At 41.8% G+C, this 25,956-nt stretch carries 26 protein-coding genes; 18 read left to right on the plus strand and 8 right to left on the minus strand.

The genetic code is table 11. From position 1 onward, the window contains the following. Positions 1 to 36: 36 nt before the first annotated feature. From AU377_RS06570 to AU377_RS06580, 3 genes are all read left to right on the plus strand, one after another. Positions 37 to 1,188: a sensor histidine kinase gene (locus tag AU377_RS06570; RefSeq protein ID WP_067405930.1), complete on the plus strand. Its 1,152-nt coding sequence runs from the start codon at positions 37 to 39 to the stop codon at positions 1,186 to 1,188. A 29-nt stretch (positions 1,189 to 1,217) separates the two neighbouring features. Next, the gene (locus AU377_RS06575) at positions 1,218 to 1,892 is read left to right on the plus strand and encodes a response regulator transcription factor (protein WP_067405933.1); all 675 of its coding nucleotides are present in this window, start codon (positions 1,218 to 1,220) and stop codon (positions 1,890 to 1,892) included. 209 nt (positions 1,893 to 2,101) lie between these two features. Next, positions 2,102 to 2,677, plus strand: coding sequence for a nuclear transport factor 2 family protein (locus AU377_RS06580; protein WP_067405936.1), 576 nt, complete (start codon positions 2,102 to 2,104; stop codon positions 2,675 to 2,677). A 198-nt stretch (positions 2,678 to 2,875) separates the two neighbouring features. Here the strand turns inward: AU377_RS06580 and AU377_RS06585 are convergent, their stop codons facing one another. From AU377_RS06585 to AU377_RS06595, 3 genes are all read right to left on the minus strand, one after another. After that, on the minus strand, positions 2,876 to 3,415 hold the full coding sequence (locus AU377_RS06585) for a competence protein ComK (RefSeq protein WP_067405939.1): 540 nt from the start codon (positions 3,413 to 3,415) through the stop codon (positions 2,876 to 2,878). Between the two features lie 183 nt (positions 3,416 to 3,598). Continuing rightward, the gene (locus AU377_RS06590; RefSeq protein ID WP_067405942.1) at positions 3,599 to 4,768 is read right to left on the minus strand and encodes a M20 family metallopeptidase; all 1,170 of its coding nucleotides are present in this window, start codon (positions 4,766 to 4,768) and stop codon (positions 3,599 to 3,601) included. A gap of 105 nt (positions 4,769 to 4,873) precedes the next feature. Further along, positions 4,874 to 5,392: an antibiotic biosynthesis monooxygenase gene (locus AU377_RS06595; protein ID WP_067405945.1), complete on the minus strand. Its 519-nt coding sequence runs from the start codon at positions 5,390 to 5,392 to the stop codon at positions 4,874 to 4,876. A 238-nt stretch (positions 5,393 to 5,630) separates the two neighbouring features. On the opposite strand from AU377_RS06595, the gene hemE reads away from it, so the two are divergent. The 3 genes from hemE to hemY are packed head-to-tail and all read left to right on the plus strand — an operon-like array spanning position 5,631 to position 9,085. Then, the gene (hemE, locus tag AU377_RS06600; RefSeq protein ID WP_067406131.1) at positions 5,631 to 6,671 is read left to right on the plus strand and encodes a uroporphyrinogen decarboxylase; all 1,041 of its coding nucleotides are present in this window, start codon (positions 5,631 to 5,633) and stop codon (positions 6,669 to 6,671) included. 29 nt (positions 6,672 to 6,700) lie between these two features. After that, positions 6,701 to 7,633: a ferrochelatase gene (gene hemH, locus AU377_RS06605; protein ID WP_067405948.1), complete on the plus strand. Its 933-nt coding sequence runs from the start codon at positions 6,701 to 6,703 to the stop codon at positions 7,631 to 7,633. An 18-nt stretch (positions 7,634 to 7,651) separates the two neighbouring features. Beyond that, on the plus strand, positions 7,652 to 9,085 hold the full coding sequence (hemY, locus tag AU377_RS06610) for a protoporphyrinogen oxidase (RefSeq protein ID WP_067406133.1): 1,434 nt from the start codon (positions 7,652 to 7,654) through the stop codon (positions 9,083 to 9,085). Positions 9,086 to 9,580: 495 nt separating this feature from the next. Here hemY and yhfH (AU377_RS15240) read toward each other — a convergent pair whose 3' ends face one another. The 3 genes from yhfH (AU377_RS15240) to yhfH (AU377_RS15250) all read right to left on the minus strand — a co-directional run bounded on the left by yhfH (AU377_RS15240) (position 9,581) and on the right by yhfH (AU377_RS15250) (position 10,116). Then, the gene (gene yhfH, locus AU377_RS15240; protein ID WP_082731945.1) at positions 9,581 to 9,706 is read right to left on the minus strand and encodes a protein YhfH; all 126 of its coding nucleotides are present in this window, start codon (positions 9,704 to 9,706) and stop codon (positions 9,581 to 9,583) included. Positions 9,707 to 9,785: 79 nt separating this feature from the next. Further along, the gene (gene yhfH / locus AU377_RS15245) at positions 9,786 to 9,911 is read right to left on the minus strand and encodes a protein YhfH (RefSeq protein WP_082731946.1); all 126 of its coding nucleotides are present in this window, start codon (positions 9,909 to 9,911) and stop codon (positions 9,786 to 9,788) included. Between the two features lie 79 nt (positions 9,912 to 9,990). Next, positions 9,991 to 10,116, minus strand: coding sequence for a protein YhfH (yhfH, locus tag AU377_RS15250; protein ID WP_082731947.1), 126 nt, complete (start codon positions 10,114 to 10,116; stop codon positions 9,991 to 9,993). A gap of 278 nt (positions 10,117 to 10,394) precedes the next feature. Here yhfH (AU377_RS15250) and AU377_RS06615 point away from each other — a divergent pair, with 278 nt between their 5' ends. From AU377_RS06615 to AU377_RS06635, 5 genes are all read left to right on the plus strand, one after another. Continuing rightward, positions 10,395 to 11,387, plus strand: a complete 993-nt coding sequence (locus tag AU377_RS06615; protein WP_067405958.1) for a lipoate--protein ligase — start codon at positions 10,395 to 10,397, stop codon at positions 11,385 to 11,387. A gap of 105 nt (positions 11,388 to 11,492) precedes the next feature. Then, positions 11,493 to 12,197 carry a response regulator transcription factor gene (locus AU377_RS06620; protein ID WP_067405961.1) on the plus strand — a complete coding sequence of 235 codons (705 nt, stop codon included), beginning with the start codon at positions 11,493 to 11,495 and terminating at the stop codon, positions 12,195 to 12,197. After that, the gene (locus AU377_RS06625; RefSeq protein WP_067405964.1) at positions 12,194 to 13,177 is read left to right on the plus strand and encodes a sensor histidine kinase; all 984 of its coding nucleotides are present in this window, start codon (positions 12,194 to 12,196) and stop codon (positions 13,175 to 13,177) included. Before AU377_RS06620 ends, AU377_RS06625 begins: the two co-directional genes overlap by 4 nt. An 85-nt stretch (positions 13,178 to 13,262) precedes the next feature. Beyond that, entirely contained in the window at positions 13,263 to 13,985 is a 723-nt protein-coding gene (locus tag AU377_RS06630; protein WP_067406135.1) for an ABC transporter ATP-binding protein, read from the plus strand. Next, complete coding sequence (locus AU377_RS06635) at positions 13,957 to 15,885, plus strand: FtsX-like permease family protein (RefSeq protein WP_067405967.1); 1,929 nt, start codon at positions 13,957 to 13,959, stop codon at positions 15,883 to 15,885. Before AU377_RS06630 ends, AU377_RS06635 begins: the two co-directional genes overlap by 29 nt. Here AU377_RS06635 and AU377_RS06640 read toward each other — a convergent pair. Beyond that, complete coding sequence (locus AU377_RS06640; RefSeq protein ID WP_156450396.1) at positions 15,855 to 16,220, minus strand: hypothetical protein; 366 nt, start codon at positions 16,218 to 16,220, stop codon at positions 15,855 to 15,857. The two genes, AU377_RS06635 and AU377_RS06640, sit on opposite strands and share 31 nt — an antisense overlap. Positions 16,221 to 16,453: 233 nt before the next feature. On the opposite strand from AU377_RS06640, the gene AU377_RS06645 reads away from it, so the two are divergent. The 3 genes from AU377_RS06645 to aspA all read left to right on the plus strand — a co-directional run bounded on the left by AU377_RS06645 (position 16,454) and on the right by aspA (position 21,246). Next, entirely contained in the window at positions 16,454 to 17,572 is a 1,119-nt protein-coding gene (locus AU377_RS06645) for a CotH kinase family protein (RefSeq protein WP_067405973.1), read from the plus strand. An 85-nt stretch (positions 17,573 to 17,657) separates the two neighbouring features. Then, a complete protein-coding gene (locus AU377_RS06650; RefSeq protein ID WP_067405976.1) occupies positions 17,658 to 19,643 on the plus strand; it encodes a S9 family peptidase in 1,986 nt (661 codons plus the stop codon). Positions 19,644 to 19,812: 169 nt separating this feature from the next. Beyond that, entirely contained in the window at positions 19,813 to 21,246 is a 1,434-nt protein-coding gene (aspA, locus tag AU377_RS06655) for an aspartate ammonia-lyase (RefSeq protein ID WP_067405979.1), read from the plus strand. A gap of 70 nt (positions 21,247 to 21,316) precedes the next feature. Here aspA and AU377_RS06660 read toward each other — a convergent pair whose 3' ends face one another. Beyond that, positions 21,317 to 22,093, minus strand: a complete 777-nt coding sequence (locus AU377_RS06660) for an enoyl-CoA hydratase-related protein (RefSeq protein WP_067405982.1) — start codon at positions 22,091 to 22,093, stop codon at positions 21,317 to 21,319. Positions 22,094 to 22,234: 141 nt separating this feature from the next. On the opposite strand from AU377_RS06660, the gene AU377_RS06665 reads away from it, so the two are divergent. From AU377_RS06665 to AU377_RS06680, 4 genes are read left to right on the plus strand one after another with little or no spacing between them, the layout of a single operon-like run. Continuing rightward, a complete protein-coding gene (locus tag AU377_RS06665) occupies positions 22,235 to 23,476 on the plus strand; it encodes an EAL and HDOD domain-containing protein (RefSeq protein ID WP_172794030.1) in 1,242 nt (413 codons plus the stop codon). 48 nt (positions 23,477 to 23,524) lie between these two features. Beyond that, entirely contained in the window at positions 23,525 to 24,904 is a 1,380-nt protein-coding gene (locus tag AU377_RS06670) for a DEAD/DEAH box helicase (protein WP_067405985.1), read from the plus strand. Continuing rightward, entirely contained in the window at positions 24,897 to 25,499 is a 603-nt protein-coding gene (locus AU377_RS06675; protein WP_082731949.1) for a ComF family protein, read from the plus strand. The genes AU377_RS06670 and AU377_RS06675 overlap by 8 nt, the downstream gene beginning before the upstream one ends. 15 nt (positions 25,500 to 25,514) lie before the next feature. Continuing rightward, positions 25,515 to 25,931, plus strand: coding sequence for a TIGR03826 family flagellar region protein (locus AU377_RS06680; RefSeq protein WP_067405988.1), 417 nt, complete (start codon positions 25,515 to 25,517; stop codon positions 25,929 to 25,931). Positions 25,932 to 25,956: the final 25 nt, after the last annotated feature.

Below are 25,956 nucleotides of genomic sequence, written 5' to 3' on the forward strand. Positions count from 1 at the left end.
TAGATTCTTACAATATAATTGGCGGAGGAAAACGTAATGAACGATCATTCAGTCGATATAAAAGCGATGGAAAATATTTTCAATCATATGGTGAGCGTTATTGATCAATCAAAAAACGATATCTTCATTATAAGTGAACAAAGTCGCAGAAACTACGAGGATTTACAAAATGAGCTTCAATCTGTGAAAGAAGATATTTCCCGGGTAATCGGAGAAGGGGATGCGTTGGAAGAATCGACCCGTAAATCCCGCGGCCATTTGGCGAATATGTCAAAAGACTTTATAAATTACTCTGAGGAAGAAGTACGAAAATCCTATGAGGCTGCAAACGAATTGCTCGTACGGTTATCGATTAACCGTATGGAAGAAAAGCAACTTCGTATTCGGCGGGATGAATTGGAAAGACAGCTTGTATCAGTTTTGGATACAATTGAGCGTGCAGATCAATTGGTTAGTCAAGTCACCACAATTATCACCTATTTAACCTCCGATTTGAAGAATGTTGGTGAAGCACTGGAAACTGCACGGCATACAAAGGATTTCAGTATTCGTATTATCCAGGCTCAGGAAGAGGAACGAAAAAGACTATCCCGTGATATTCATGATGGACCTGCACAAATGTTAGCCAATGTGCTCATTCGTTCAGGACTGATTGAAAAAATATATAATGAAAAAGGATCCGAACAAGCATTTGAAGAACTTTCAAGTTTAAAAGAAATGGTTCGCAATGCCCTGTCTGAAGTGCGAAGGATTATTTATAACCTTCGACCGATGGCATTGGATGATCTTGGATTGATCCCTACATTGAAAAAGTATTTGTTGACAATTGGAGAGTATGAAAGAAACACAACGATTCACTTTCAAACGCACGGATCCGAACAACGCTTAGATTCGAATATCGAAGTATCCATTTTTCGGCTTGTGCAAGAGGCTGTTTCAAATGCCATTCGTCACGGTAAATCAAAGGATGTTTGGGTGAAGATTGAGTGGCTTCATGGTATTATGAATATTATCATAAAAGACAATGGCCTTGGTTTTGACAAAAAAGAGGTTAAAGAAAAATCTTTCGGCCTAATCGGAATGCGGGAGCGAATCGACCTATTGAAAGGTGAAATGAAAATCGTTTCAAGCCCTGAGAATGGGGCAGTGATCTTTATCCAAATCCCATTAGAGGATGAAATTGAATAACGCTTAAGATGCACTGGGAGGAAATGAACATGACAAGAATAATAATTGTAGATGACCACCAGCTATTCCGTGAAGGAGTTAAACGAATTTTGGACTTTGAGGATACGTTTAATGTGGTAGCTGAGGGAGACGATGGCAGCGAAGTACTTGCACTTTATGAGCAATTTGAGCCAGACGTTGTTTTAATGGATATTAATATGCCGCATGTAAATGGTGTGGATGCAACTGAGAACTTAATTCGTGAGTATCCTGATGCCAAAGTCATTATTTTATCAATTCATGATGACGAGGCGTACGTCTCACATGCACTAAAAACAGGTGCACTTGGATATATGCTAAAAGAGATGGATGCAGACGCGATCATTCAAGCGATTAAAGTTGTGGCAGCGGGCGGCTCCTATTTACATCCTAAAGTTACCCATAATCTTGTTTCGGAATTCCGACGTTTAAGTGAGTGGGAGCACAAGGGATCGTTCCAGCAAAACGAAATTCGCCGTCCGTTGCATTTGCTCACGAAGCGTGAATGTGAAGTATTGCAACTTTTAACAGATGGCCAAAGCAACCGGACGATTGGTGAAACACTGTTCATTTCCGAGAAGACAGTGAAAAACCATGTTTCTAGTATTTTACAAAAAATGGGTGTTAACGACCGCACACAAGCTGTTGTCACGGCCATTAAAAATGGTTGGGTTGAAGTGAAATAATGGAGATACTTGCGTCATTTCGCGTAATATCAGGCTAGGATAAGATTGGTCATTAGACGATTATTTAGAAGGGTTGTCCCAGAAGTGCCTGGCACCGCTAAACACTGTCAAAATGGAGTATCATTTTTCAATCACGATACTCTATTTCGTGTTCAATGGTGCCTGGCTCTTCGTTTTGGGACAACCCCTTCTTCTATAGGAGGAGAAAGATGAGAAAAGTTATTGCTTTAGCAGTACTATCTTTACTGCTTTTATTGCTAGGGGCTTGCAGCAAAGATGAAGGCGCGTCAACAAATCATGGTTCGGTCAATGACGGGGAAATGGTGAATGGGTACGGTACGATTGACCATGGTGTCAATGAAGATCAAAAGGTTGGATTTAATCTAACAGGGGACACGATTGAAGAAGCAGCTGGTGTTCCGGCGGAAGAAAAAACAGAGATTTTAAAAACTTTTAATACCTATATGGACGCTTTTAATGAAAAAAACATGGATACTTATTTAGATATACTCTCGGATCACTCGGAAAGCTTTAATAAAACGGAAGAGCGGGAGTATATGGAAAGTGTCTTTCAGGATTACGATTTGAACCGTCAAGCAACTGATGTCACGATCGTTAAATTCAAAGAGGATGAAGCGCAAGTTTTCTCGAGGATTACAACGACTATGAAACAGTTAGAGACTGGCTTCGAAACGAATCAAAAAGGAAAACAAGTAACAGTCTTCACGAAAGACAATAGTGAATGGAAAGTGGCATCTGTCTATTATATTGGTGAAGAAGAATAAAAAAACTTAATGATTTTTTGGACATCCTATCCTCTCAATTTAGGATGTCTTTTCTTTTGGAGGATTGAATTTTCACGAAAAAGGGGCAGTTCTAAAACGAAGTGCCAGGCACCATTGAACACGAAATGGAGCATCGTGATTGAAAAAATGATACTCCATTTTGACGGTGTTTAGCGGTGCTAGGCACTTCTAGGGCAGTCACTGGTTCGTAGGATTTGGTCGCTCAGCGACTTGGTAAATCATTTGCGTGGGATTCATTAATTGTTTTTGTCGTTTTAAGAAATTCTTTTCAAGAAATCCAGCAAAAGAATATTGGCGATACAAAGTGGTGGACGCAATATTTAATTTAAAAGACTGGTTATTTTCTAAGTGAACGATACTTCCTAAGCCATGGGTCTCGAAATAATCAATCGCATGGTAAGAAATCCATACATTTTGTTCCGAGTTTGGGGATAATGTCGGAAGAAAAATATAAGGCGCTCCGAATCCCTGGGCTAAAATAATTGGTGTTTTATGTTTGTTGCCGAGTGTGTGCTTTGCTGTATTTGTTGAATTTTGCAAGGACCCTCCGTAATGGTCACATGATTTTCTAACAATATGTAAAGGCTTCCGCGGCAGAATGAAATCATTGTTACGTTCGATTACTCGGGTTGATAACTTATTACCGTCACGTATAGGCTGAAGCATAAAAGTATCAAATGTTATAACGTAATTTGCAAACGAAGGTTTTCTTTCCAACAAAAAGCACCCCTTTTGAATTTATGTAATTATTCTCATTATAAGATAGAATCTTATAAAAGTAACGTCTTTTATGAATAATATGTACTATCCTTCATGCTGGTGCTTTTTGATTATGCAAAAAAGGGGTTGTCCCAAAACGAAGTGTCTGGCTCTTCGTGTTGGGACAACCCCTTAGATCAATTAGTCATGTTGTTGATAGTCAAGCGCAGCCGCTCCAAGTGTTTTGGCTGCTAGAAGCATCGCATGCTCATTAATATCGAATTTTGGATGGTGATGTGGGAACGCTTTTTCAGGGCTTGCTCCCGTGAAGAAGAATGTGCCCGGCACTTTTTCTAGGTAATAGGCGAAATCTTCGCCACCCATTTGCGGTGTCGCTTCGATAACTGCCTGTAGGCCTGGAACCGTTTCAGCAGATTGTTTTAAAAACACTGTTTCCGCTTCGTGGTTAACAACGGCAGGGTAGCCGCGGAAGTACTCGATGTCGATCGTACAATCATTCATTTGAGCTGTAGCATCAGCAACGCGCTTCATTTCACGCTCCATTAAATCGCGAATGGCAGGATTGAAAGTTCGGACTGTGCCGCCAAGCTTCGCAGAATCGGCAATAACGTTAAAAGCATTTTCAGCAACGAATGAACCGACAGAGAGAACAGCCGAGTCGATTGGATTTACGCGGCGGGAAACGAGCTGTTGCAAATTCATCACGAGCTGTGAGCCGATGACGATGGCATCTTTTGTTTCGTGTGGAGCCGCTCCGTGACCGCCTGCACCCTGTACTGTGATGTCAAAACGATCTGCCGCTGCCATTACAGGACCTGCCAAGTATTCAATCGTACCGGTTGGTGTTTGTGACCACAAATGCGTACCAAAAATAACATCAACACCGTCTAGACAACCGTCTTCAATCATTGAAATAGCCCCGCCTGGTGCATATTCTTCCGCATGTTGATGGATGAAAACATATTCACCCGCAAGATCTTCATGGATTTCATGAATGGCTTTTGCAAGTTGAAGCAAGGTAGCGGTATGTCCGTCATGCCCGCATGCATGCATGACGCCTGGAACAGTCGATTTGTACGGTACGTCCTTTTCATCTTGGATCGGAAGTGCATCAAAATCTGCGCGCAGCGCAACAGTTTTACCAGGTCTGCCCCCTTTGACGCGCGCGACCACACCATTTCCACCAACATTTGTACGAACGTCAATGCCTAGATCCGCATAAAAATCATGAATATATTTTGCAGTTTTTTCTTCTTTAAAAGATAGTTCAGGATTCATATGGAGGTGGCGCCGAATAACGACCATATCTTCATATGCTTGGTCCAATTTCTCGAATAGTTGTTCTTTCATGTGATGACCTACCTCGCTTTACTAGTTTGACAATATGTGATCTTAAGTATAACAACCTATTTCACATCTCGCAATAATCGCAGAAGCGTAATCCAATTGAATGGACTACGCTTTCTCTTCGTTTTTTTTCTTTTGATAGGTAGTAATATAGGGAGCGCTTGAGAATAAATGCGCAGCTCTGTCAACGCCGGCTCCAGATGTCTCTGTCGCATGTACACGCCCATATTCAGGGGTGGCCTTCCATTGATTGAATGAAAAAGCATCTTTCCACTCCGTCAGTATGATATACGTATCCGAACCAAGCGGTCGCAATAAACGAAAGGCGATAAATCCAGCTCTTTTTTGCAGGATATTATAATGATTTTTAAAATGGTGTTCAAAAACGGGACGTCCTTCATCTGTCACAGGAATATGGTTAAATACAAAGTAGCCTACTTCCTCAAAATTACCGTATGAACCGATCACTTCATAACGGCGTGGTGTTTGAAATAACGTTTTTCCTTCCGTTTCATGAAGCAAAATAGAATGACTCGCGCCATACATGATGAAAAGCTTTTCTGCCGAAAATTTCTCCTGAAGCTTTTCCATAAATTCCGGTGTTCCAGTTGTTATAAATATTTTCATAACCCACTACCCCTTTCCACTTCTATATATATAATTTCCCTGGGAAGGCCAACTCAAACCACGAAATGTATTTGCACACAAATTTCTGCGAAAATTGTCGGAATGATGGCGGAGCAAGCCGAAAGAGAAGCACAATTTTATGACAAATCAGGCGGAATGCTATACTTTGCAATGTAAAACGTCTATATTGAAATCGGATATGCGTGAAATATTAAAAATGAAAGTGGGAATAGATGATATGACTACATTCAACGATACACTGCTTCGTGCTGCTCGCGGAGAGAAAATTGAACATACACCGGTTTGGTATATGCGACAGGCGGGACGTTCACAGCCTGAATATTTAAAGATTAAAGAAAAGTATTCTTTAGAAGAAATTACACATCAGCCGGAACTTTGTGCGTATGTTACGAAACTTCCAGTTGACCAATATAATGTGGATGCTGCCATCTTATACAAAGATATTGTAACACCTTTACCAGGAATTGGAATTGATGTGAAAATTAAATCGGGTGTAGGTCCGGTTATTTCTAATCCTATTCGCACTGTTCAAGATGTAGCAAACTTAGGGGAACTATCCCCGGAAGATGATCTTCCATTCGTTTTAGAAACGATTCAATTATTAACGAAAGAGCAATTGAACGTTCCGCTGATCGGATTTGCCGGAGCTCCATTTACACTGGCAAGCTATATGATCGAAGGCGGCCCGTCTAAAAATTATGCTTTAACAAAATCATTCATGGTGTCTGAGCCGAAAGCATGGTTTGAGCTGATGGATAAGCTTGCGGATATGACAATTACATACATTCAAGCACAAGTTGCAGCGGGTGCAAAGGCGATTCAAATTTTTGACTCTTGGGTAGGGGCATTGAATGTGTCTGACTATCGTATTTTTATTAAGCCTGTGATGACGAGAATATTTACAGAGCTTCGTAAACTAAATGTACCACTCATCACATTTGGTGTAGGTGCGAGTCATTTAGCAAACGAATGGCATGACTTGCCGGTAGATGTTGTAGGACTTGACTGGCGTTTATCGATCAAAGAGGCGGAAGAGCGCGGACTGACAAAACCGTTACAAGGAAACCTTGATCCAGCACTTCTTTTAGCGGATTGGGAAATCATTGAAGAACGTGCAAAAACGATTATTGAGCAAGGCGTCGAGCACGGTAGCCATATTTTCAACCTTGGACATGGTGTGTTCCCGCAAGTAAAGCCGGCTACATTGAAACGTTTAACAGCATTCATTCATGAATACAGTGCGCAATTGCGTAAGTGATTGATCCACACGAAGAGGTGAGCGAAACGATGAAAAAAAAGATGGGCCTATTAGTAATGGCTTATGGAACGCCATATAAAGATGAGGATATCGAACCTTATTACACACATATTAGACGAGGTCGTCCGCCCGCACCCGAGCAATTAGAAGATTTACGTAACCGGTATGCAGCAATTGGCGGGATTTCTCCACTCGCGAAAATTACCGAAAACCAGGCACAAGCCCTATGCGACCGTTTAAACGACGTACAAAATGACATTGAATATAAAGTATATGTGGGCTTGAAGCATATTACGCCGTTCATTGAAGAGGCGGTTGAACAAATGCATAAAGATGGTATTACAGAAGCCATTTCGATCGTTCTTGCACCGCATTTCTCCACTTTTTCTGTGAAATCGTATAACGGGCGCGCACAGGAAGAAGCGGAAAAACATGGTATTGTGCTAACGTCTGTTGAAAGCTGGTACAAGCAGCCGAAGTTCATTGAGTACTGGGCCAATCAAGTAAAAGAAACGTATACAAGTATGGGAGAGGAAGAACGTGCCAAAGCATGTTTAATCGTCTCTGCGCACTCGCTGCCTGAAAAAATACTTGCAAACGGCGATCCTTATGCAGACCAGTTAAGTGAAACAGCAGATTTAATCGCAGCGGCAGCAAATATTGGAGATTACGTGATAGGTTGGCAAAGTGAAGGTCAAACACCAGAACCGTGGCTTGGACCGGATGTGCAAGATTTAACCTATGACTTACACAAAGAAAAAGGATATCAGGCATTTGTTTACACGCCAGTCGGATTCGTATCCGATCATTTAGAAGTTTTATACGATAATGATTATGAGTGTAAAGTCGTGTGTGATGATATCGGTGCGTCTTATTACCGACCGGCTATGCCGAACGTAGATCCATTGTTCATCGATTCAATGGTAGATGCAATTTTTGAAAAGCAAAATGAAAACAAATAAAGGAAAGTGATTTTGGACATGGACGTACAAAAGAAACAAGTTGTCATCGTTGGGGGAGGGATCACAGGGCTCTCAGCAGCGTATTATATGCAAAAAGAAGCTCGGGAAAAGGGTCTTCCACTTCAAGTGAAACTCGTCGAAGCGTCCAACCGGCTCGGTGGCAAAATTCAGACCGTTCATCGTGATGGTTTTGTCATCGAGCGAGGTCCAGACTCCTTTTTAATCCGCAAGAAAAGCGTCGGGATCCTCGCCGAGGATCTTGGCATTGCGGATGGGCTCGTACGAAATGCTACAGGGCAGGCATATGTGTTGGTTAACAATATGTTGCACCCGATCCCGGGCGGCTCTGTCATGGGAATCCCAACCGAAATAAGCCCTTTTTTGAAGACAGGACTATTTTCGTGGGCGGGAAAAATGCGCGCAGCTGGTGATTTTATCCTTCCGCGCTCAGGCATAGAAGGCGATCAATCACTTGGTGCTTTTTTTCGTCGCAGATTTGGCGCTGAAATCGTAGAAAATTTAATCGAACCGCTACTTTCCGGAGTATATGCAGGCGACATTGATCATATGAGCTTACAGTCGACATTTCCGCAGTTTTACGAGGTGGAGAAAAAACATCGCAGTCTTATTTTAGGAATGAAGAAAACAACCCCGAAACAAGTGCCGCAAAAAGATGGACATGGTGCCAAAAAAGAAGGTGTTTTCCATTCGTTTCGAGGCGGGCTGGAAACGCTTGTGGAAGCAATCGAAAAGCAATTAGAGCCGGGTTCTGTCTTAAAAGGTTTGCGGGTCGATGCCATCCATCGATCAGATCATCAAACGATCGTCGATTTAAGTGATGGACAGAAGCTTACAGCGGATGCCATTATTCTTGCGACGGGACATGAAGTGGCAAGTTCATTGTTCGCTCCGTTTGGTTTACTTCAAGGGTTAAAAGAGATTCAAACAACGTCTGTCGCAACAGTCGCTTTAGCTTTTCCGGCATCTGCGATTGTGCAAGATAAAGAGGGAACAGGTTTCCTTGTATCTAGGAGTAGTGATTATTCCATCACCGCCTGTACGTGGGTTCATCGAAAATGGCCATCGACTACGCCGGACGGAAAAGTGCTGTTGCGTGCATTTGTCGGCCGGGTCGGGGATGAAGCAATTGTAGACTTGCCAGATGCTGATATCGAAAAGATTGTATTGAATGATTTGGGTAAAATACTGAAGATTGATGGGAAACCCGATTTTACTGTGATCACACGTTGGAAAGAGGATCGACCGCAATATCGGGTAGGGCATAAAGAGCGTATTGCACAGGCAAAGGAAGAGCTGAAACGTGAGTTTCCACATGTGTTACTGGCTGGTGCATCCTATGAAGGCGTTGGATTACCGGACTGTGTCGATCAAGGAAAAGAAGCCGTGAGGGAAGTATTAGAAGAGTTGTTCGCGGAGAAAGGCAATTCATAATACACGAAAAAACAGCTACAGGATTTTTTACAATTCCGGTAGCTGTTTTAACTTGACTCGGCAGAAATCCTTAGCTTCCATAAATAGTGGATGAATGCCGAAATGCATTTTTATCAAAGTTTTTTCAACTCCCTGCCGATTCAAGTTAAGCCTCCGGCGGATGTCACAGATTTTGAAAGGAGTTAAGGAAGGCAACCTAAGTTCGCCGCGTCCTGCGGCAACGGTTGCATGACCAACATCCTGTTGGCCTCAATTCAAAATCTGGACGCAATTACGCCGAGGCGTAATTGATTAATCATAAAATTTTGCAAGCATCACATTTGCTGCTACTATGATTTTCATATCGTCCCTCAATTTCTTTCCCGCAGGAAATACACCGTTTAAAAGGCAATTTTTTAAATACAGCAAGGACATGTTGAAACATTTTTGGAACTCCTTTCATTGTAGTAGTCCAACCGGGTCATTTACAGCGAGTAAGTGATACAGGGAGAAGAATTACAGCATATTGCAAGAGTCGCATTTATTGCCGTAGCACTCGTGCATTTCTTCGATCTCGTTGCCACAAGTTGCACATGTTTTTTTCGGTAAGTTTTTAAAGAATTCGATGACGTTTTGTATCATATCGTTCAGTCTCCTTTTATTTTGTAGTACAACGGATGTTGTTGTAGTCTATTGTAGTAGTACAGACAGTGTAAAAAAATTACAGCATATTGCAAGAGTCGCATTTATTGCCGTAGCATTCGTGCATTTCTTCGATCTCGTTTCCACAAGTTACACATACTTTTTTCGGTAAGTTTTTAAAGAATTCGATGACGTTTTGTATCATATCGTTCAGTCTCCTTTTATTTTGTAGTACAACGGATGTTGTTGTAGTCTATTGTAGTAGTACAGATAGTGTAAAAAAATTACAGCATATTGCAAGAGTCGCATTTATTGCCGTAGCATTCGTGCATTTCTTCGATCTCGTTTCCACAAGTTACGCATACTTTTTTCGGTAAGTTTTTAAAAAACTCGATGACATTTTCAAGCATACTGTTCATCCCCCTTCTTCTTTGTAATACAACGATCGCTATTTTTTGTGTTTGTAGTAGTACAGATGGATTAAAAAAATTTAATGCGATCCATTTTAATTTCACAGGGCCGACAAATTGAAAAGAAAGTATATTCAGAAAATTGAGATCTGATTCAATTTGTACTATAACGAGAGATGTTATTGTTAGTGTATTATAACAACGGATCAAATGTCAACACATTTTTTAACTTTTTGGATAAAATAGTACTGAAAATTGTTTACCTAAGGAGAGATTTTATGTTTTTTATTGATAATAAAGGAATTACAGATCCCCGTATCAACCTAGCTATTGAAGAGTATGCATTAAAGACAATGGATATCAATCGAGATTCATTTTTACTTTTTTACATAAATGAACCATCCATCATCATTGGTAAAAATCAAAATACTGTGGAGGAAATCGATACAGAATACGTAGATGCGAACGGTATTCATGTTGTTCGTCGTCTCTCTGGCGGCGGTGCTGTGTATCATGATCTTGGTAATTTAAATTTTAGTTTTATTACGAAAGATGATGGGGACTCGTTCCGAAACTTTAAGAAGTTTACCGAACCTGTGATTCAAGCGCTTGCTGAAATGGGCGTGAAAGCTGAATTGCTTGGGCGAAATGATATTTTAATCGATGGGCGAAAAGTTTCTGGAAACGCACAGTTTTCTACGAATGGACGAATGTTCAGCCATGGTACATTGATGTTTGATACAGAAATTGAGCGGGTTGTATCGGCCCTCAAAGTTCGAAAAGATAAGATTGAATCGAAAGGGATTAAATCCATCCGAAGCCGTGTAGCGAATATTTCTGAGTTTCTCGAAGAACCGATGACAATTGAACAATTCCGCAAGCAGATTTTAATTTCGATTTTCGGCGGTGAGGAAAACATTCAGTATGTCGAGCTAACTGAAGAAGATTGGAAAAACATTCATAAGTTGTCGGCAGAGCGTTATGGAAATTGGGATTGGAATTACGGTAAATCTCCAAAATTCAATGTGCAGCACTCCCATCGTTTTCCAGTAGGTGGCATCGATGTGCGCTTACAAGTCAATAAAGGAACGATCGAAGATATGCATATTTACGGCGACTTTTTCGGCGTTGGCGAAGTAGCAATTGTTGAAGAAAGTTTAAAAGGTGTTCAATATGACAGACAATCAATTGGTGAGGCATTAACTGCGATCGATATTCCGACAATTCTTGGCGGTATTACGAAAGAAGAATTTATCCAATTGATTTATTAAGCAATATATTCAAGAAGCCCGACATTCATGTGTCGGGTTTTTGTTTTTAATAAAATATCCATCATTTTTGAGGTATAATAAATAAACGTGAAAGGGGAATGAACGATGGATCAACACCGCATATTTATAGTGGAAGATGATAAAAAAATCGCATCCTTATTGGCAGATACGCTGCGTAAATACCAATATGAAGTAGCAATTATTGAAGATTTTGAGCAAGTGACAACGGAATGCCTCGCTTTTGACCCACATCTGATCCTTCTCGATATTAATTTGCCATCGTATGATGGCTATTATTGGTGCCGTCAATTGCGCCAACATACAACATGTCCGATTCTTTTTATTTCCGCACGGTCCGGTGATATGGATCAAGTATTTGCGTTGGAGAATGGCGGAGATGATTTTATAACGAAACCTTTCCATTACGAAATCGTCCTTGCCAAAATAAGAAGCCATTTACGGCGCTCATTTGGGGAGTATGCACCGAGTCAATCCGAACGTGTCGTAAAATTAGGGGCGCTTACATTGTATATAGAACGGATGGAATTGCAGCTTCGGGATACGATTGTTCCATTGCAAAAAAAGGAAAGCGTTATACTGGAACTATTAATGAATGCCTCTCCGAAAGTTGTGTCGCGAGAACAATTGCTGGAAGAATTATGGGATGACCAATCTTTTGTAGATGAGAACACGTTAAATGTGAACATGGCACGTGTACGGAAAAAACTAACAGATTATCAGATTCAATCATCCATTGAAACAGTGCGGGGGGCAGGGTATCGACTGCTGCTTGCACCGGAGGAATTATGAAAAGCTTTTACCTATTTTTAAAAGAGCACCTTCCTTTTATCATCTTTCAAATGATTCTTGTATTATTTATATTGCTTCTTTACTGGTTGGATGGATTCCGGAGTGTAAACACAGCCATTTACTCGATTTGTATGGGTATGCTGTTAACGATTGGATTTTTAGGTGGAAAGTTTATTATGCGACGCTCTTTTTACAATACGATTTCGCGGAAACCTCGGAAAATGGAAGAGGCGTTAATTCGTCATGTACAAACACCAGAACACCGGCAAGTCGTCAGTTTTACACGTGAATTGTATAAGCTGTATCAAAAGGAAGTGCAAATGCTTTACACTTCCCAGCATCGCCATCTCCATTTTATGAATCAGTGGGTGCATCAAATGAAGACACCGATTTCGGTCATTGGCTTATTACTTCAAAATGAAGGGAAGCTGGACAGGGAAAGCTTAGCTGAAGAGGTTGAGAAAATTAAAAGTGGTCTCGATTCAGTACTCGTCAATGCAAGGCTTGAAACATTTGAAGAAGATATGCAAATTGAACAAATTCCTTTGAAAAGATTCATTCAGGACATTGTGACGGAGCATAAGCGACTTTTCATTACGAAAGGCACTTTTCCTGTGATTTCGATTGATGAAGAAGAACGCATTGCATCTGATGCGAAGTGGATGAAAATCGTCATAGGCCAATTTATTACAAATGCGTTGAAATATACTTTTGATAAGGAAAAGAAGCTCTATATAACAGCTGAGCGGACAGGTGAAGGGTTGGCGTTGACGATTCGGGACGAGGGGATCGGTATTCCAACGTCCGATTTAAAGCGTGTGACAAAAGCATTTTTCACGGGTGAAAATGGTCGATTAACGGGAGAATCTACAGGAATTGGACTGTACATCGCTTCTGAAGTTTGTGAAAAGCTTGGTCACACGTTAACGATTGAATCGCTAGTTGGTGTCGGTACAACAGTCAAAATTGTGTTCCGGTAATTGAAAGAAATGGCAGGTGAGCGGTTTGGATACGCAGCCGATCGTTAAGCTGAATGAAGTGACAAGGATATACGAAGGAAAAGTGATGCACCGGGCATTAAACCACTTGGATTTAGAAGTAGAACAAGGAGAGTTTGTTGCGATCATGGGGCCATCGGGAAGCGGGAAAACAACATTATTAAACTTACTATCGACGATCGATGTGCCGACATATGGACGCATACTCATTGACGGTGTCGAACCGGAGGCATTACATCACAATGAATTGGCTCTTTTTCGCCGCCGGAAATTCGGTTTTGTATTTCAAGATATTAATCTATTGCATATGTTAACTGTCGAAGAAAATCTTGTGCTGCCGCTGACATTGGATAACCATCCGCTTGAGGAGATGGAGCGCCGGGTAAATGAGCTTGCTGAAAGATTGGATTTAACGGAGATCTTGGACAGGAGACCTGATGAATTATCGGGCGGTCAGGCGCAGCGGACAGCGATTGGACGAGCGTTGATCCATAAACCGAAAATTATTTTGGCGGATGAGCCGACAGGAAACCTCGATTCAAAATCTGCAAAAGATGTGTTGGAATTACTTAACCAAATTAATGAGACAGAGCGAACGACCATTATTATGGTGACGCATGATCCGATTGCGGCAAGTTATTGTGACCGGGTTGTGTTTATAAAAGATGGCGCGTTTTTTAATGAGATTTATAAAGATGAAAGACGGCAAACTTTCTTCCAACGTATTTTAAATGTGCTGTCACTCTTAGGAGGCCATACACATGGACTTTCGTCAGTTCGCCTTCCGTAACGTCGTTCGAAATCGGCGGATTTATGCTGCCTTTTTTATGGCGAGTGTTTTTTCTGTCATGGTATTTTTTCTTTACTCTATGCTTTTGTTCCATCCTTCCATCGAAGATCGATTCGTACAGGAAATCGCAATTACTGGCATGGGCGCTGCTGAGCTTGTCCTTTATGTTTTTACGTTGTTTTTTTTATTTTACTCTATGCGTGCATTTCTACAGGCGAGATCAAAGGAGTTTGGCATTTTACTTCATCTCGGAATGGAGAAGCGCCAGCTGCAGAAGTTGATTTTTATCGAAACAATGATCATTGGTATTGCGTCCATCGCGGCAGGTACTGTGTTAGGCTATACATTTTCTAAGTTCTTTTTAATGATTGTGAAGGAGATTGTTCTACTGCCGGCATTGCCGCTCTACTTTTCTTGGGAGCCATTTGCGTTAACGGTTGGTGCATTTCTGAGCCTATTTATCATTATTTCTTTGATCGCTCCAGTTTTTATTCGAACGGAGCAAGTGTTAGAGCTGATTCAGAAAGACACTTCGGGGCGTGAGGCATTTGGCTATTCTAAGCATCGCGGTTATCTCGGACTCTTGTTTCTCGGGTTGTCCTATATACTGGCCGCAGCAACTTCGAACTCTGTCGTTATTGGACTCATTTTTTTATTGCCACCGCTTGCGACGATGGGAACGTATTATTTCTTCACGGATTCTTTGTCATTGCTTCTTCATAAAGTGAGGGCAAGAAGGAAATTGTATTGGCATCATTTTTGGTTATTGTCTATTTCAGAAGGTGTTGTCCGGTTGAAGGAAAATGCACGCATGTTTTTTGTCGTTACGATTGTGTCTACCGTTGCGTTTATGTCGGTTGGCGCATTGGCATCCTTAACGTCATTTGCTTCGCAATACCGGGAAATGCATCCGCTCGGTTTAATGTATAAAAGTGAGCCGGGTAATGCGCATGAAAGACAGCATATTACACAGCTTGTGAATGAACTTAATCGCGGCGATTTTGACTATGCGCTCGTTCGTTTTCAAGTATTGACCCAGCATTCGTCCTTTACTGATCAACCAGTCAATGTCCTAAAGTTATCCAATATTAATATGCTCGCGGATTCCTTTCAATTTCCAGAAATCTATTTGGAAAAAGGACAGGCCATTTTTTTGCCGCCGACTGCTTCTTCCTACGAACAATTACAAAGTCGCGTTGTAGAAACTACGCTTAAAGAAAGTAATGTAGCGGTTGAAATTGACGGCGCCTATCCTTATCAGTTATTTTCTTCTTATTCGATGGGTTCAAATGCCATCATTTTAAGTGACGCAGATTATAATAAGGTTATGGCAAGCGCTCCATACGGCGAGTTAACAGCATTTTCTTATTATGCATTTAATATTCCCAAATGGCAGGAGACAAAAGAGATTGGCTTACTGATCCAATACAATGAATCCATCATACCGGGAGCAAGTAATCAATTGCCTTATACGTTTGAAAATCCTGGACTCAATTATTCGGTCATTCGAACGACATTTTCATTGCTTTTGTTTATCGGTTTACTGCTTGCGGCGGTATTTTTTTTGGCGGCTGGAAGTTTTATTTACTTTCGCTTGTATACGTCACTTGAACGGGACCGTAAGCAATTTGATGTGCTTCGTAGAATGGGCATTACCGACCGGGAATTTAAAAAAATTGTGAACCAACAATTGATCCCGCAATTTTTCTTTCCTTGGGGCGTTGCATTCGTGCATAGCTCATTTGCTTTTTTGTCGCTCCAAGTCATCTGGGATGCACTGGCGGAAATTTCTATTGTAAAAGAACTTGCCATGGTGCTAGCGGGCTTTACGCTCATGCAAATATTGTATTTTTATTTAATTCGTTGGCGCTATCTTGCGCATACAAAAGCACCGGTATAAGCCGGTGCTTTTGTGTTGGTATTACCAAAAAAAGATATTGCACCAATCGTTTCTCCGTCTGTTTTGACGTCCGCAATTCGATCCGCGCTGGTTAGAGCCGCATTGATCCCAGCTTGTGCGCCGTGCTCTTCTTCTTCCGCTGCAGCGATCTTTTGGATACCAAACGTGACTGCCGCCTGTACAGCGTAGCCAGCTGCATCTTTCCGCGCGTCTATCGCGTCGATTCGACCGTCTTTCGGATCTTCTTGCATTGCATCTACCGCATTGTTTCCGATTGGATCGGCGTTCGTTGCGATTGCCGCGATTACATCCGCATCCGCGGCGTTCGTTCCCAAAAGGTTCTTGATACATAAAGTCATTTAAGTCAGATCGATGAGAGTGTTCAAAAGCCCCCCGAATATCATCCATTGAGTAATTAGACATATTGTTCCCTCCTTTCCTGCCGTTACTGGAAGGAATCAAGTAAATTTCCTCCTTTACTATCGTACGTGGCTGTCCTACGAGGGGTAGTGACGTTCGTTTATACTTTGAAAATAATGATAAAGAACTTGTTGGAATGCTCATTCATATGAATACAGAAAACGAAAGGAAAGGATACCGCGTGCAAATTCCTCACTATAAAATTTTTGTCCATCCTATCGATTTTCGGGACCTTAGAAAGGATATATGGATTGACGCTCCCGTGATGGCTAAAATGACGATCGATAAAAAGAAATACGAGATTGACCTTGCCTACCGTGGATCACATATACGGGAATTTCCGAAAAAGTCCTACCATCTTTCTTTTTATAAACCCCCGTTATTTCGTGGGGTGAAAGAGGTCCATTTAAATGCTGAGTACAAAGATCCTTCATTCATTCGCAATAAATTATCTTTCGATTTTTTTGAAGCGATTGGCTGCTTGTCCCCAAAATCAGAATTTGTTTTTTTGACGATCAATGGCAAAAAAGAAGGGGTTTATCTTCAACTGGAATCTGTTGATGAATATTTTTTAACAAGCCGAAGTTTGCCGAAAGGTGCAATCTATTACGCAATAGATGGTGACGCCAATTTTTCATTAATGAGTGATATCGATCAAGACGTCAAGAAATCATTGATGGCGGGGTATGAAAGAAAAGTGGGAATGGAAACAGACGATGCGTTTTTGCAGGCGTTCATTATGAAGATTAATACAATCCCGCGTGAGGAGTTTGAACAGGAAATACAAAAAATGTTACAGGTGGACAAATATTTAAGATGGCTGGCAGGTGTTGTGTGCACGCAAAACTTTGATGGGTTTGTTCATAATTATGCGCTTTACCGAAACGCGGAGACTGGATTGTTTGAAGTGATTCCGTGGGATTATGATGCGACATGGGGCAGGGATATTGATGGGATCGTTATGGAGGAGGACTATGTACGCATCGAAGGTTTTAACACGCTGACGGCACGAATTTTGGACGTTCCGGAATTTCGAAAGCAGTATAAAAAGCTGTTGGAAGACATTTTGGAAAATGTTTTTAACGAAGCATTTTTGAAACCGAAAATAGAAGAAATGCAAGACGCCATTAGACCTTATCTAGCACAAGATCCGTATAGAAATCAGCAAATGCATATGTTTGATGAAGAGCTTGCGTTTATTTGTCAATTTATTAAAGATCGCGGGGATTATATTCGCAGTCAGTTGGGGAATTTAGAGGGGGCGTGAATGCCCCTTATTTTTTGTTTAAGGTTCGATTTAGAAGGAAAACTATTCCGATTGTCGAAATGTAAGGAAATGGAGGGGAATAGAGATGACAAAAGCAAAACGAAACGTACAGGCGGAAGATTTATTTCTTCTGCATTCTGTCACAAGTCCAACATTGGCACCAAACGGCGAAGAAGCTGTATTTATAAAGACGCATATTGATGAGGCGGAAAATCAATACGTATCCAATTTGTTTCACGTCGATTTAACAACCAACGAAGTGTTGCAGTGGACGTATGGAAATACACGTGTTTCCGCACCGCAGTGGTCAGCGGATGGCAAGAAACTTGCATTTCTTTCAAATCGCGATGGAGAAAATCAAATTTATCTGCTCGCATCTAACGGCGGGGAAGCTAAAAAGCTTACATCTTTTGAAAAAGGTGTGAGCCATTTTCTATGGTCTCCTTGCGGCGGGAAAATATGGGTGTGTGCCACTGTGAAAGTTGGATTTTCATTTACAGACAAAGAAGAAACAAGGGAAAATGAAAAGCCTGCGCCTTATCGTGTTAGCAAAATGAAATATAAAATGGATGGCATCGGTCTCCTGCCAGCAGATCACTATAAGCAAATCGGTGTCATCGACATTGAGACAGGTGAAGTGATCGTCTTTACGACAGGAGAGCATAATCATGATTTGCATGCTGTTTCAAATGATGGGAAAAAGCTTGTGGTGGGTGTCAATCGTAAAGAAAATCTAGATTTCGAATTCCGCCAGCCGCTCTATTTGGTCGATATTGAAACGAAGGAAGAAATGGTAATCATTGAAGAGGAAGGAAATTACGGAGGCGCATCTTTTTCATTCGACGATCAATATATTGCGTTTACAGGGGCAAGCCGTGCATTTTCCAATTCGACGCAAGCTTGTGTGTATATTTTCGATACAAAAGACCAAACGCGATGGAATCTAACTGAAAGTTTGGATGCCCCGGTCGGTGACTATGCGATTGCCGATCACCAGCAAGGTGTTCACGCCCCTTCTATTATTTGGACAAAGTATAATCAATTGTATTTTCAATTGTCGACAATGGGAGATGTCCGATTGTATTATGCTTCGCTCGAGGGAGAGCTCTATCCCGCATCGCCTGAAAATGAACATATTTATGACTATGATATTTCCAAGAACGGCGAGACCGCACTTTTGACAGTTAGCAGTGCAACAAATCCAGGCGAGCTCTATAAATATACGATTGCAACAGGTGAACGAATCGCGATTACTTCCTTTAACGAAGAATACTGCCGCGAAACGACACTTGCCCAGCCAGAAACGATCGTTTTTAAAGGGGCGGAAAATTGGGATGTCCATGGCTGGCTGATGAAACCGGCGGGCTATGAGGAAGGGAAAAAATATCCGCTCATCGTTGAAATCCACGGCGGTCCGCATGCGATGTATGCCAATACCTTTTTCCATGAGCTGCAATTGTTGGCGGGAGAGGGGTATGGGGTTTTATATGTAAATCCGCGAGGCGGCCACGGTTATTCCCAGCAGTTTGTCAATGCCGTCAGAGGGGATTACGGCGGCGGTGATTATGAAGATATAATGGCGGGTCTTGACTATGTGCTGGAACATCATAACTGGATCGATGAGGATCGACTCGGTGTAACGGGCGGTAGTTACGGAGGCTTTATGACGAACTGGATTGTCGGTCATACAAATCGTTTTAAAGCTGCTGTCACACAGCGCTCGATTTCGAACTGGGTAAGTTTCTTTGGTGTGTCAGACATTGGTTATTATTTTAGCGACTGGCAAATTGGCGCAGATATGACCGATGTCGAAAAGCTGTGGGCACATTCGCCATTAAAATATGCAAACCAGATTGAAACACCGTTGCTAATACTTCACGGAGAAAATGATCTGCGTTGTCCGATTGAGCAGGCGGAACAGTTATATATTACATTGAAAAGCCAAGGGAAAGAAACGGAATTCGTTCGTTTTCCAGATGCCGATCATAATTTATCACGAACAGGGACACCGAGTTTACGCATTGCTCGTTTGAATGAAATTACCAATTGGTTTACTAACTATTTACGATGAAAAATAGCCATTCCAACGAACTGGAATGGCTATTTTTACATAATAAGTGGAGAAAAAGAAAATGAAAGCCTTTTCATTACCTGATTGTTAAAAAAATGTCACAAAATGTAGTGCATCTAATCTGTAAATAGTATAATATTTAAATATTATAAAAACAGGGGTGACCACAATGAGAAGTTTTCGACTGGAACGGGATTTTATCGGTGAAAAACAAGTTCCAAACGAGGCATATTATGGTATTCAAACACTACGAGCAGTTGAAAATTTTCCGATTACAGGCTATTCAATCGACAAGCAATTGATCACAGCCATCGCAATCGTAAAGAAATCAGCAGCACAAGCGAACTTAGCAATTGGCCAGCTTGATGAGAAAATTGCCAACGCGATTATTCAAGCCTCCGAGGAAATTATTGAAGGAAAACTGCATGATCAATTTCTCGTCGATCCGATCCAAGGCGGAGCAGGGACATCTACGAATATGAATGCTAACGAAGTCATTGCCAATCGTGCACTTGAATTGATTGGCGAAGAAAAAGGAAGCTATGCGATCATTAGTCCCAATACGCATGTCAATATGGCGCAGTCGACAAACGACGCGTTTCCGACGGCAATCCATATCGCTGCACTCGCCAAAGCTCAAAAACTGCTCATTGTGATGGAAGAACTTCATGGAACGTTTGAGAAAAAAGCAAATGAATTTCAACCGTATTTAAAAATGGGACGCACCCATTTGCAGGACGCTGTACCGATTCGTTTAGGACAAGAGTTTGAAGCTTATGCGCGCGTGTTAAAAAGAGATATTGAAAGAGTGAGTACTTCCATTTATCATTTGGAAGAAGTGAATATGGGCGCAACGGCCGTTGGGTCAGGACTGAATGCCGAGCCAGAGTATATCCAAAAAGTCGCAGCGTTTTTAAAAGAAAACAGCGGCATGAATATTCGATCGGCGGAGCATCTCGTCGACGCGACACAAAATACAGACGCCTATGTGCAGATTTCTGCAGCGTTAAGAGGTTGCATGGTCAATATGTCAAAAATCGCGAACGATTTACGTTTAATGGCATCAGGCCCTCGAACAGGTTTAGCAGAAATTACATTGCCGCCGCGTCAACCAGGTTCTTCGATTATGCCAGGGAAAGTGAATCCAGTTATGGCCGAGGTCATGAACCAAGTAGCTTTCCAAGTAATGGGGAATGACCAAACGATTTGTATGGCTTCTGAAGCGGGACAATTCGAGTTGAATGTAATGGAACCTGTGCTTGTGTTCAACTTACTACAGTCCATGGAAATTATGACAAATGTCTTTACTGCATTCCAAAACTATTGCTTAGACGGCATTAGACCGAATGTTGAAAATATGGAAGCATACGTAAACAAAAGCGTCGGCATCATTACAGCGATCAACCCGCATGTTGGTTATGAAGTATCATCGATGATTGCGGCAGAAGCTTTAGAAACTGGGCGCCCAATTCGTGAATTATGTCTTGAAAAAGGAATTTTGACAGAAGAAGAATTGGACATTATTTTACATCCGGAAGGGATGACAAACCCAGGTATTTCAGGAAAAGAACTATTAGAAAGAAAAGAGCCTGTGCACGTATAAATGGGCTTTTCAGAAATAAACAACCGGCGCAGGAGGGATTCATCCTGCGCCGGTTTTATTTTTGAGCCGCTTATTTTCCTTTAAACTGTGGTTTGCGTTTTTCTGCGAAAGCTTGTAAAGCTTCAAGACGATCTTCAGTTGGAATCGTTAATTCATAGGCTTTACGCTCAAGCGCGAGGCCTGTTTGCAAGTCCACGTTCATGCCATTTTTAATCGCATACTTTGCTTGTTGTAAGGCGATTGGACCATTTGCTAAAATAGCATCGGCAAATGCGAACGTAACGTTTTGCAACTCATCAGCTGGGGCAACTTTTGTTAATAAGCCAATATCTAGCGCTTCACTCGCTGTAAGTCGTTTGGCGGTCAAGATAAGTTCTAGCGCTTTCGCTTCTCCAATAAGCCGCGGCAATCGCTGCGTTCCTCCAGCACCTGGAATAATCGCGAGCCCCGTTTCTGTTAAACCCATCAATGCCGAATCTGCGGCAATCCGAAAATCGCAAGCGAGTGCAAGCTCCATCCCCCCGCCAAAAGCAAATCCATTCATCATCGCAATTGTCGGCTGCGGTAATTGATCAATCGCAGTAAACACTTCTCCAATCTTCAGTACATTCCGTTTCACTTGTAAATCCGTTAAAGTTCTTCGTTCTTTCAAATCAGCCCCGACGCTAAACGATCGATCGCCTGCTCCCGTAAAAAGCACGGCGCGAATGTCCGGATTGATCCGAATCGATTCTGTAATTTGTTCAAGCTCAATCAGCATGTCATAGTTAAATGCGTTCATGGCTTTAGGCCGATTCAGTGTAACGATCGCAAGATTCCCACTTTGTTCATAATGAATCATTTCCACTTCTATCCCCCCATTAGATGAGTTTTTTCCCTATAACTTGATCATACCAGACAAGTAATCTAGCAGGAATTTATATTTAGAAAATTCCAGTAGTAACCTTGTTGTATTTTGTTATAATATGAGAAATAGGATGGTGAAATGATGGAATTAATGGAAACAAATGTATATGTCGGGCGCCAGCCTATTTTGGATCAAAGAGGGAATATTTATGCGTATGAATTACTATACAGAAACAGTGAGCAAAACCGCTTTCCAGGTATTGATCCAGAAAAAGCGACAATCGGTCTACTTGTGAATACTTTTCTATCCATCGGTGTTGACAAAGTTTCTGGCCGAAATCTTTCCTTTATCAATTTTTCGGAACAATTGCTTACGCAAGATCTAATTATGGATCTTGATCCGAAACGAGTAGTCATTGAAATAGTAGAAGATGTAGCGATTACGTCGTCATTATTGTCCAGACTGAGGACGTTTAAAAAAGTGGGATTTAAAATAGCGTTAGACGATTTTGTGATGGAAAACAAATATGCGCGCTATGAAGAATTGTTCAAGCTTGTCGATTTTATAAAAGTAGACTTTATGAACACACCTATTGCCGAACGCCGTAGAATTGAACGACTTGCGAAAAAGTACCCGCTTCTTACATTGTTAGCCGAAAAAATTGAAACAAAGGAACAGTTTTTCATCGCGCAACAATTGGGGTATAAGCTTTTTCAAGGTTATTATTTTGCCAAGCCCGAGATTATCAAAGACGCTGAAATCCCTTCCAACGTTACACTTCAATTACATATTATTGATAAGTTAAATAAGGAATCTCCGAACATTGACGAGATTGCCATGTTGATCAAAAAAGATGTCTCACTTGCTTATAAATTACTGCGTTATATAAATTCGCTAGCGTTTGGGGTTCCGAAAAAAATTCATTCGATTAAACATGCAATTATTTTAATTGGTTTACGCGAAACGAAGAAATGGATTCTAGTATTCGCCTTACATCGACTGGGGAAAGGCATGGAGAATGGGCGTATGCAAGCGCTGATTGACTATTCGCTAACGCGTGCCAAAATGTGCGAACTCCTTGCAAAGCATGCAAGGAAGAAAAATGCAGATGAATACTTTCTTGCGGGCATGTTTTCGCTTATTAACGTCATTATGAAAAGGGAATGGGACGAAATTTTACCGCTTATTTCTCTTTCCGATGAAGTGGTTCAAACGTTAACGGGTGAACTGACTGAAATTACACCGTATGTTCAATTAGCCATAGCGCTTGAGCGATTCGATTGGAACCTAATCCATGAATTATCAATGGCGCTTGGTATAAATGAAGGCCTGTTACAGCAATTTTCAATAGAAGCAAATCTTTGGGCACAACAATTGGACTAAGTTCTTGTTGTGCTTTCTGATCCCAAGAAAGGAAAGGTTGGTGCAACAATGGAACCATTTGATCCTTCTATTCAAGATTTTTTAGCGGGACGTCTTTGGCTGCGGGCGCACACGCCGTTTTCACCAAAGATGATTGATGCGCATATCGAGGCTGGGCATATTAAAATAGTACCTGGCGTTGTCGCATCGAAAGGCAAAGTCTCCCGAAAACGGTATTTTTGCAACCGTTGTGAAAATGATCAACCCTACCGCTTTACTACATTCGAATGTGTGAAATGTGAAGGTGCGTGTACGTATTGTCGCAACTGTCTAAAAATGGGGCGTGTTTCATCTTGTAGCGAGCTCATCACTTGGACAGGACCAGCACCGAATTATCCGACCGCTCACACAATGGCATGGGAGGGGATGCTGACACCGCTGCAACAACGGGCATCTGATGAGCTTACGAAAAGTACAGAGGCTGGAAGACCCCATCTAGTCCATGCTGTTTGCGGTGCGGGAAAAACGGAGATTTTATTTGAACCGATTCATCGGCTTTTGCTTTTGGGAAAACGCGTTTGCATCGCGGCCCCGCGGGTAGATGTTATTTTAGAATTAGAACCTCGTCTGCGTGCGGCATTTCCAGATACAATGATCGAAGCTTTATATGGCGGCGCCGAAACAGCCTATAAACCTTCACAGCTTGTGCTCGCAACGACCCATCAGCTCTATCGTTTCAGGCAGGCGTTTGACACCATTTTTGTCGATGAGGCGGATGCTTTTCCTTATACGGCCGATGAAACGTTAAGGAAAGCGGTGCAAAAAGCGGCGAAGAAAAATGCACCGATTCATGCTGTTACGGCTACACCGTCTGACGCATTAATCGCTTTGACCAAGCGCAATGGAGCGATCTCCACGATAAACCGTCGTTACCATGGCTATCCCCTGCCTGTTCCGCGGTATGCGTCACTTTGGCGCTATGAAAAACAGCTTCAAAAAGGTAAACTCCCCCAAAAATTGGAAGCTTGGACGAAAGAACGTCTTCAACAAAAACAACCCTTTCTTATTTTCTTCCATCACATTGCGTTAATGAATACGGCATTACCATACTTTCAACAACTAGATAATCGAATACAAGCAGTCCATGCGGCGCATCCCGATCGAAAACAATTTGTCCAAGCGTTACGGAAGGAAGAAGTGCCAGGACTCCTCACAACAACAATTTTAGAACGGGGCATTACGATTCCGAATGTTCAAGTGGCAGTCATTGGCGCGGAGCAGCGTATTTTTAACAAAGGCGCACTTATTCAAATTGGCGGCCGCGTCGGTCGTTCCAGTCAATTTCCAACAGGGGATTTTGTGTTGTTTCACCACGGCATCACGTATGCGATGGACGAGGCGAAAAGGGAAATCCATCGGTTAAATAAAGGGGGTGTGCGTGATGAATGAATGCCTGCTTTGTGCACAGCCGATGCGATCGAGTCCGTCATGGCGTGCTTTACTTGGGATAGACGAAAATTCGAAAATTTGCTTGGACTGTTCAAAAATGTTCGAACGTGCCGATATAGTAGAGGAAGGCGCAAGTCTTAATCGTATAACGTCGGTCTTCACGTACAATGAAGCGATGCGAGAATTTTTACATCAGTATAAGTTTTTACAAGACGTCGCATTGGCAGACGTTTTTTCAAAAGAACTGCGGTCGTATTTGCGGAAGGAAGGGACGATTGTGCCCATTCCGATGCACCTGGAGAAAAAGCGTGAGCGAACATTTGCACATGTGGATGAATTATTAAAAAGTGCAGGCATTTCGTATAGTCATTTATTGGAGAAGACTGGCACTGAAGTGATGGGTGAAAAAACAAAAGAACAACGGCTATCGATGGCGCCGTTGTTTCGATTAAAAGAAAATATTGAGAAGATAGATGGAATTTATATTTTAGTAGACGATATTTATACAACAGGCACGACGTTAAGACATGCGGCGGCTCTTTTAAAAGAAGCAGGCGCAACACGTGTGGAAGCGGTCACATTGATCCGTGCATAAAGGAGGAATCTTGAATTGGTAGATTTGCGAAACTGTCCGAGTTGCGGAGCGTTTTTTAAGTATGATGGCATCCGTGATGTTTGCTTGAAATGTGCAAGGGATGAAGAGAAAATATATGAAGAAGTGTATCGTTTTTTAAGACGCCGAGAAAATCGTGCGGCAACGATTGAAAGAATTGTGGAAGCAACGGGTGTCTCAGAGTCGTTGTTGTACAAATGGGTGAGAAAAGGGCGTCTCCAACCGACGCAATTTCCGAACTTAGGCTATCCGTGTGACCAATGTGGGAAACTGACGGCAACAGGAAAGTTATGCGACGCCTGTACGGAAACATTGAAAAATGAGTTGAGAACGTTTGAGGCGGCAGTTGAAATTAGGGAGGCAGTCACTAAAAAAACAGGAACCACGTATTATTCTAACAAAAGAAAGGGCTAAAGAACCGGGCTATCTGACTTATTTT

Source organism: Sporosarcina sp. HYO08 (genome assembly GCF_001563475.1).
GTDB lineage: Bacteria > Bacillota > Bacilli > Bacillales_A > Planococcaceae > Sporosarcina.

Bases quoted from the DNA above. Each gene is read 5' to 3' on its own strand.
- AU377_RS06670 (WP_067405985.1), top strand. From the start codon at position 23,525: ATGGAACCATTTGATCCTTCTATTCAAGATTTTTTAGCGGGACGTCTT.
- AU377_RS06595 (WP_067405945.1), bottom strand. From the start codon at position 5,392: ATGAAAATATTTATAACAACTGGAACACCGGAATTTATGGAAAAGCTT.
- AU377_RS06590 (WP_067405942.1), bottom strand. From the start codon at position 4,768: ATGAAAGAACAACTATTCGAGAAATTGGACCAAGCATATGAAGATATG.
- AU377_RS06665 (WP_172794030.1), top strand. From the start codon at position 22,235: ATGGAATTAATGGAAACAAATGTATATGTCGGGCGCCAGCCTATTTTG.
- yhfH (WP_082731947.1), bottom strand. From the start codon at position 10,116: ATGCTTGAAAATGTCATCGAGTTTTTTAAAAACTTACCGAAAAAAGTA.
- AU377_RS06635 (WP_067405967.1), top strand. From the start codon at position 13,957: ATGGACTTTCGTCAGTTCGCCTTCCGTAACGTCGTTCGAAATCGGCGG.
- AU377_RS06630 (WP_067406135.1), top strand. From the start codon at position 13,263: ATGCACCGGGCATTAAACCACTTGGATTTAGAAGTAGAACAAGGAGAG.
- hemH (WP_067405948.1), top strand. From the start codon at position 6,701: ATGAAAAAAAAGATGGGCCTATTAGTAATGGCTTATGGAACGCCATAT.
- yhfH (WP_082731946.1), bottom strand. From the start codon at position 9,911: ATGATACAAAACGTCATCGAATTCTTTAAAAACTTACCGAAAAAAGTA.
- AU377_RS06645 (WP_067405973.1), top strand. From the start codon at position 16,454: ATGAATACAGAAAACGAAAGGAAAGGATACCGCGTGCAAATTCCTCAC.
- AU377_RS06570 (WP_067405930.1), top strand. From the start codon at position 37: ATGAACGATCATTCAGTCGATATAAAAGCGATGGAAAATATTTTCAAT.
- AU377_RS06650 (WP_067405976.1), top strand. From the start codon at position 17,658: ATGACAAAAGCAAAACGAAACGTACAGGCGGAAGATTTATTTCTTCTG.
- yhfH (WP_082731945.1), bottom strand. From the start codon at position 9,706: ATGATACAAAACGTCATCGAATTCTTTAAAAACTTACCGAAAAAAACA.
- hemE (WP_067406131.1), top strand. From the start codon at position 5,631: ATGACTACATTCAACGATACACTGCTTCGTGCTGCTCGCGGAGAGAAA.
- AU377_RS06620 (WP_067405961.1), top strand. From the start codon at position 11,493: ATGGATCAACACCGCATATTTATAGTGGAAGATGATAAAAAAATCGCA.
- hemY (WP_067406133.1), top strand. From the start codon at position 7,652: ATGGACGTACAAAAGAAACAAGTTGTCATCGTTGGGGGAGGGATCACA.
- AU377_RS06575 (WP_067405933.1), top strand. From the start codon at position 1,218: ATGACAAGAATAATAATTGTAGATGACCACCAGCTATTCCGTGAAGGA.
- aspA (WP_067405979.1), top strand. From the start codon at position 19,813: ATGAGAAGTTTTCGACTGGAACGGGATTTTATCGGTGAAAAACAAGTT.
- AU377_RS06615 (WP_067405958.1), top strand. From the start codon at position 10,395: ATGTTTTTTATTGATAATAAAGGAATTACAGATCCCCGTATCAACCTA.
- AU377_RS06580 (WP_067405936.1), top strand. From the start codon at position 2,102: ATGAGAAAAGTTATTGCTTTAGCAGTACTATCTTTACTGCTTTTATTG.
- AU377_RS06675 (WP_082731949.1), top strand. From the start codon at position 24,897: ATGAATGAATGCCTGCTTTGTGCACAGCCGATGCGATCGAGTCCGTCA.
- AU377_RS06625 (WP_067405964.1), top strand. From the start codon at position 12,194: ATGAAAAGCTTTTACCTATTTTTAAAAGAGCACCTTCCTTTTATCATC.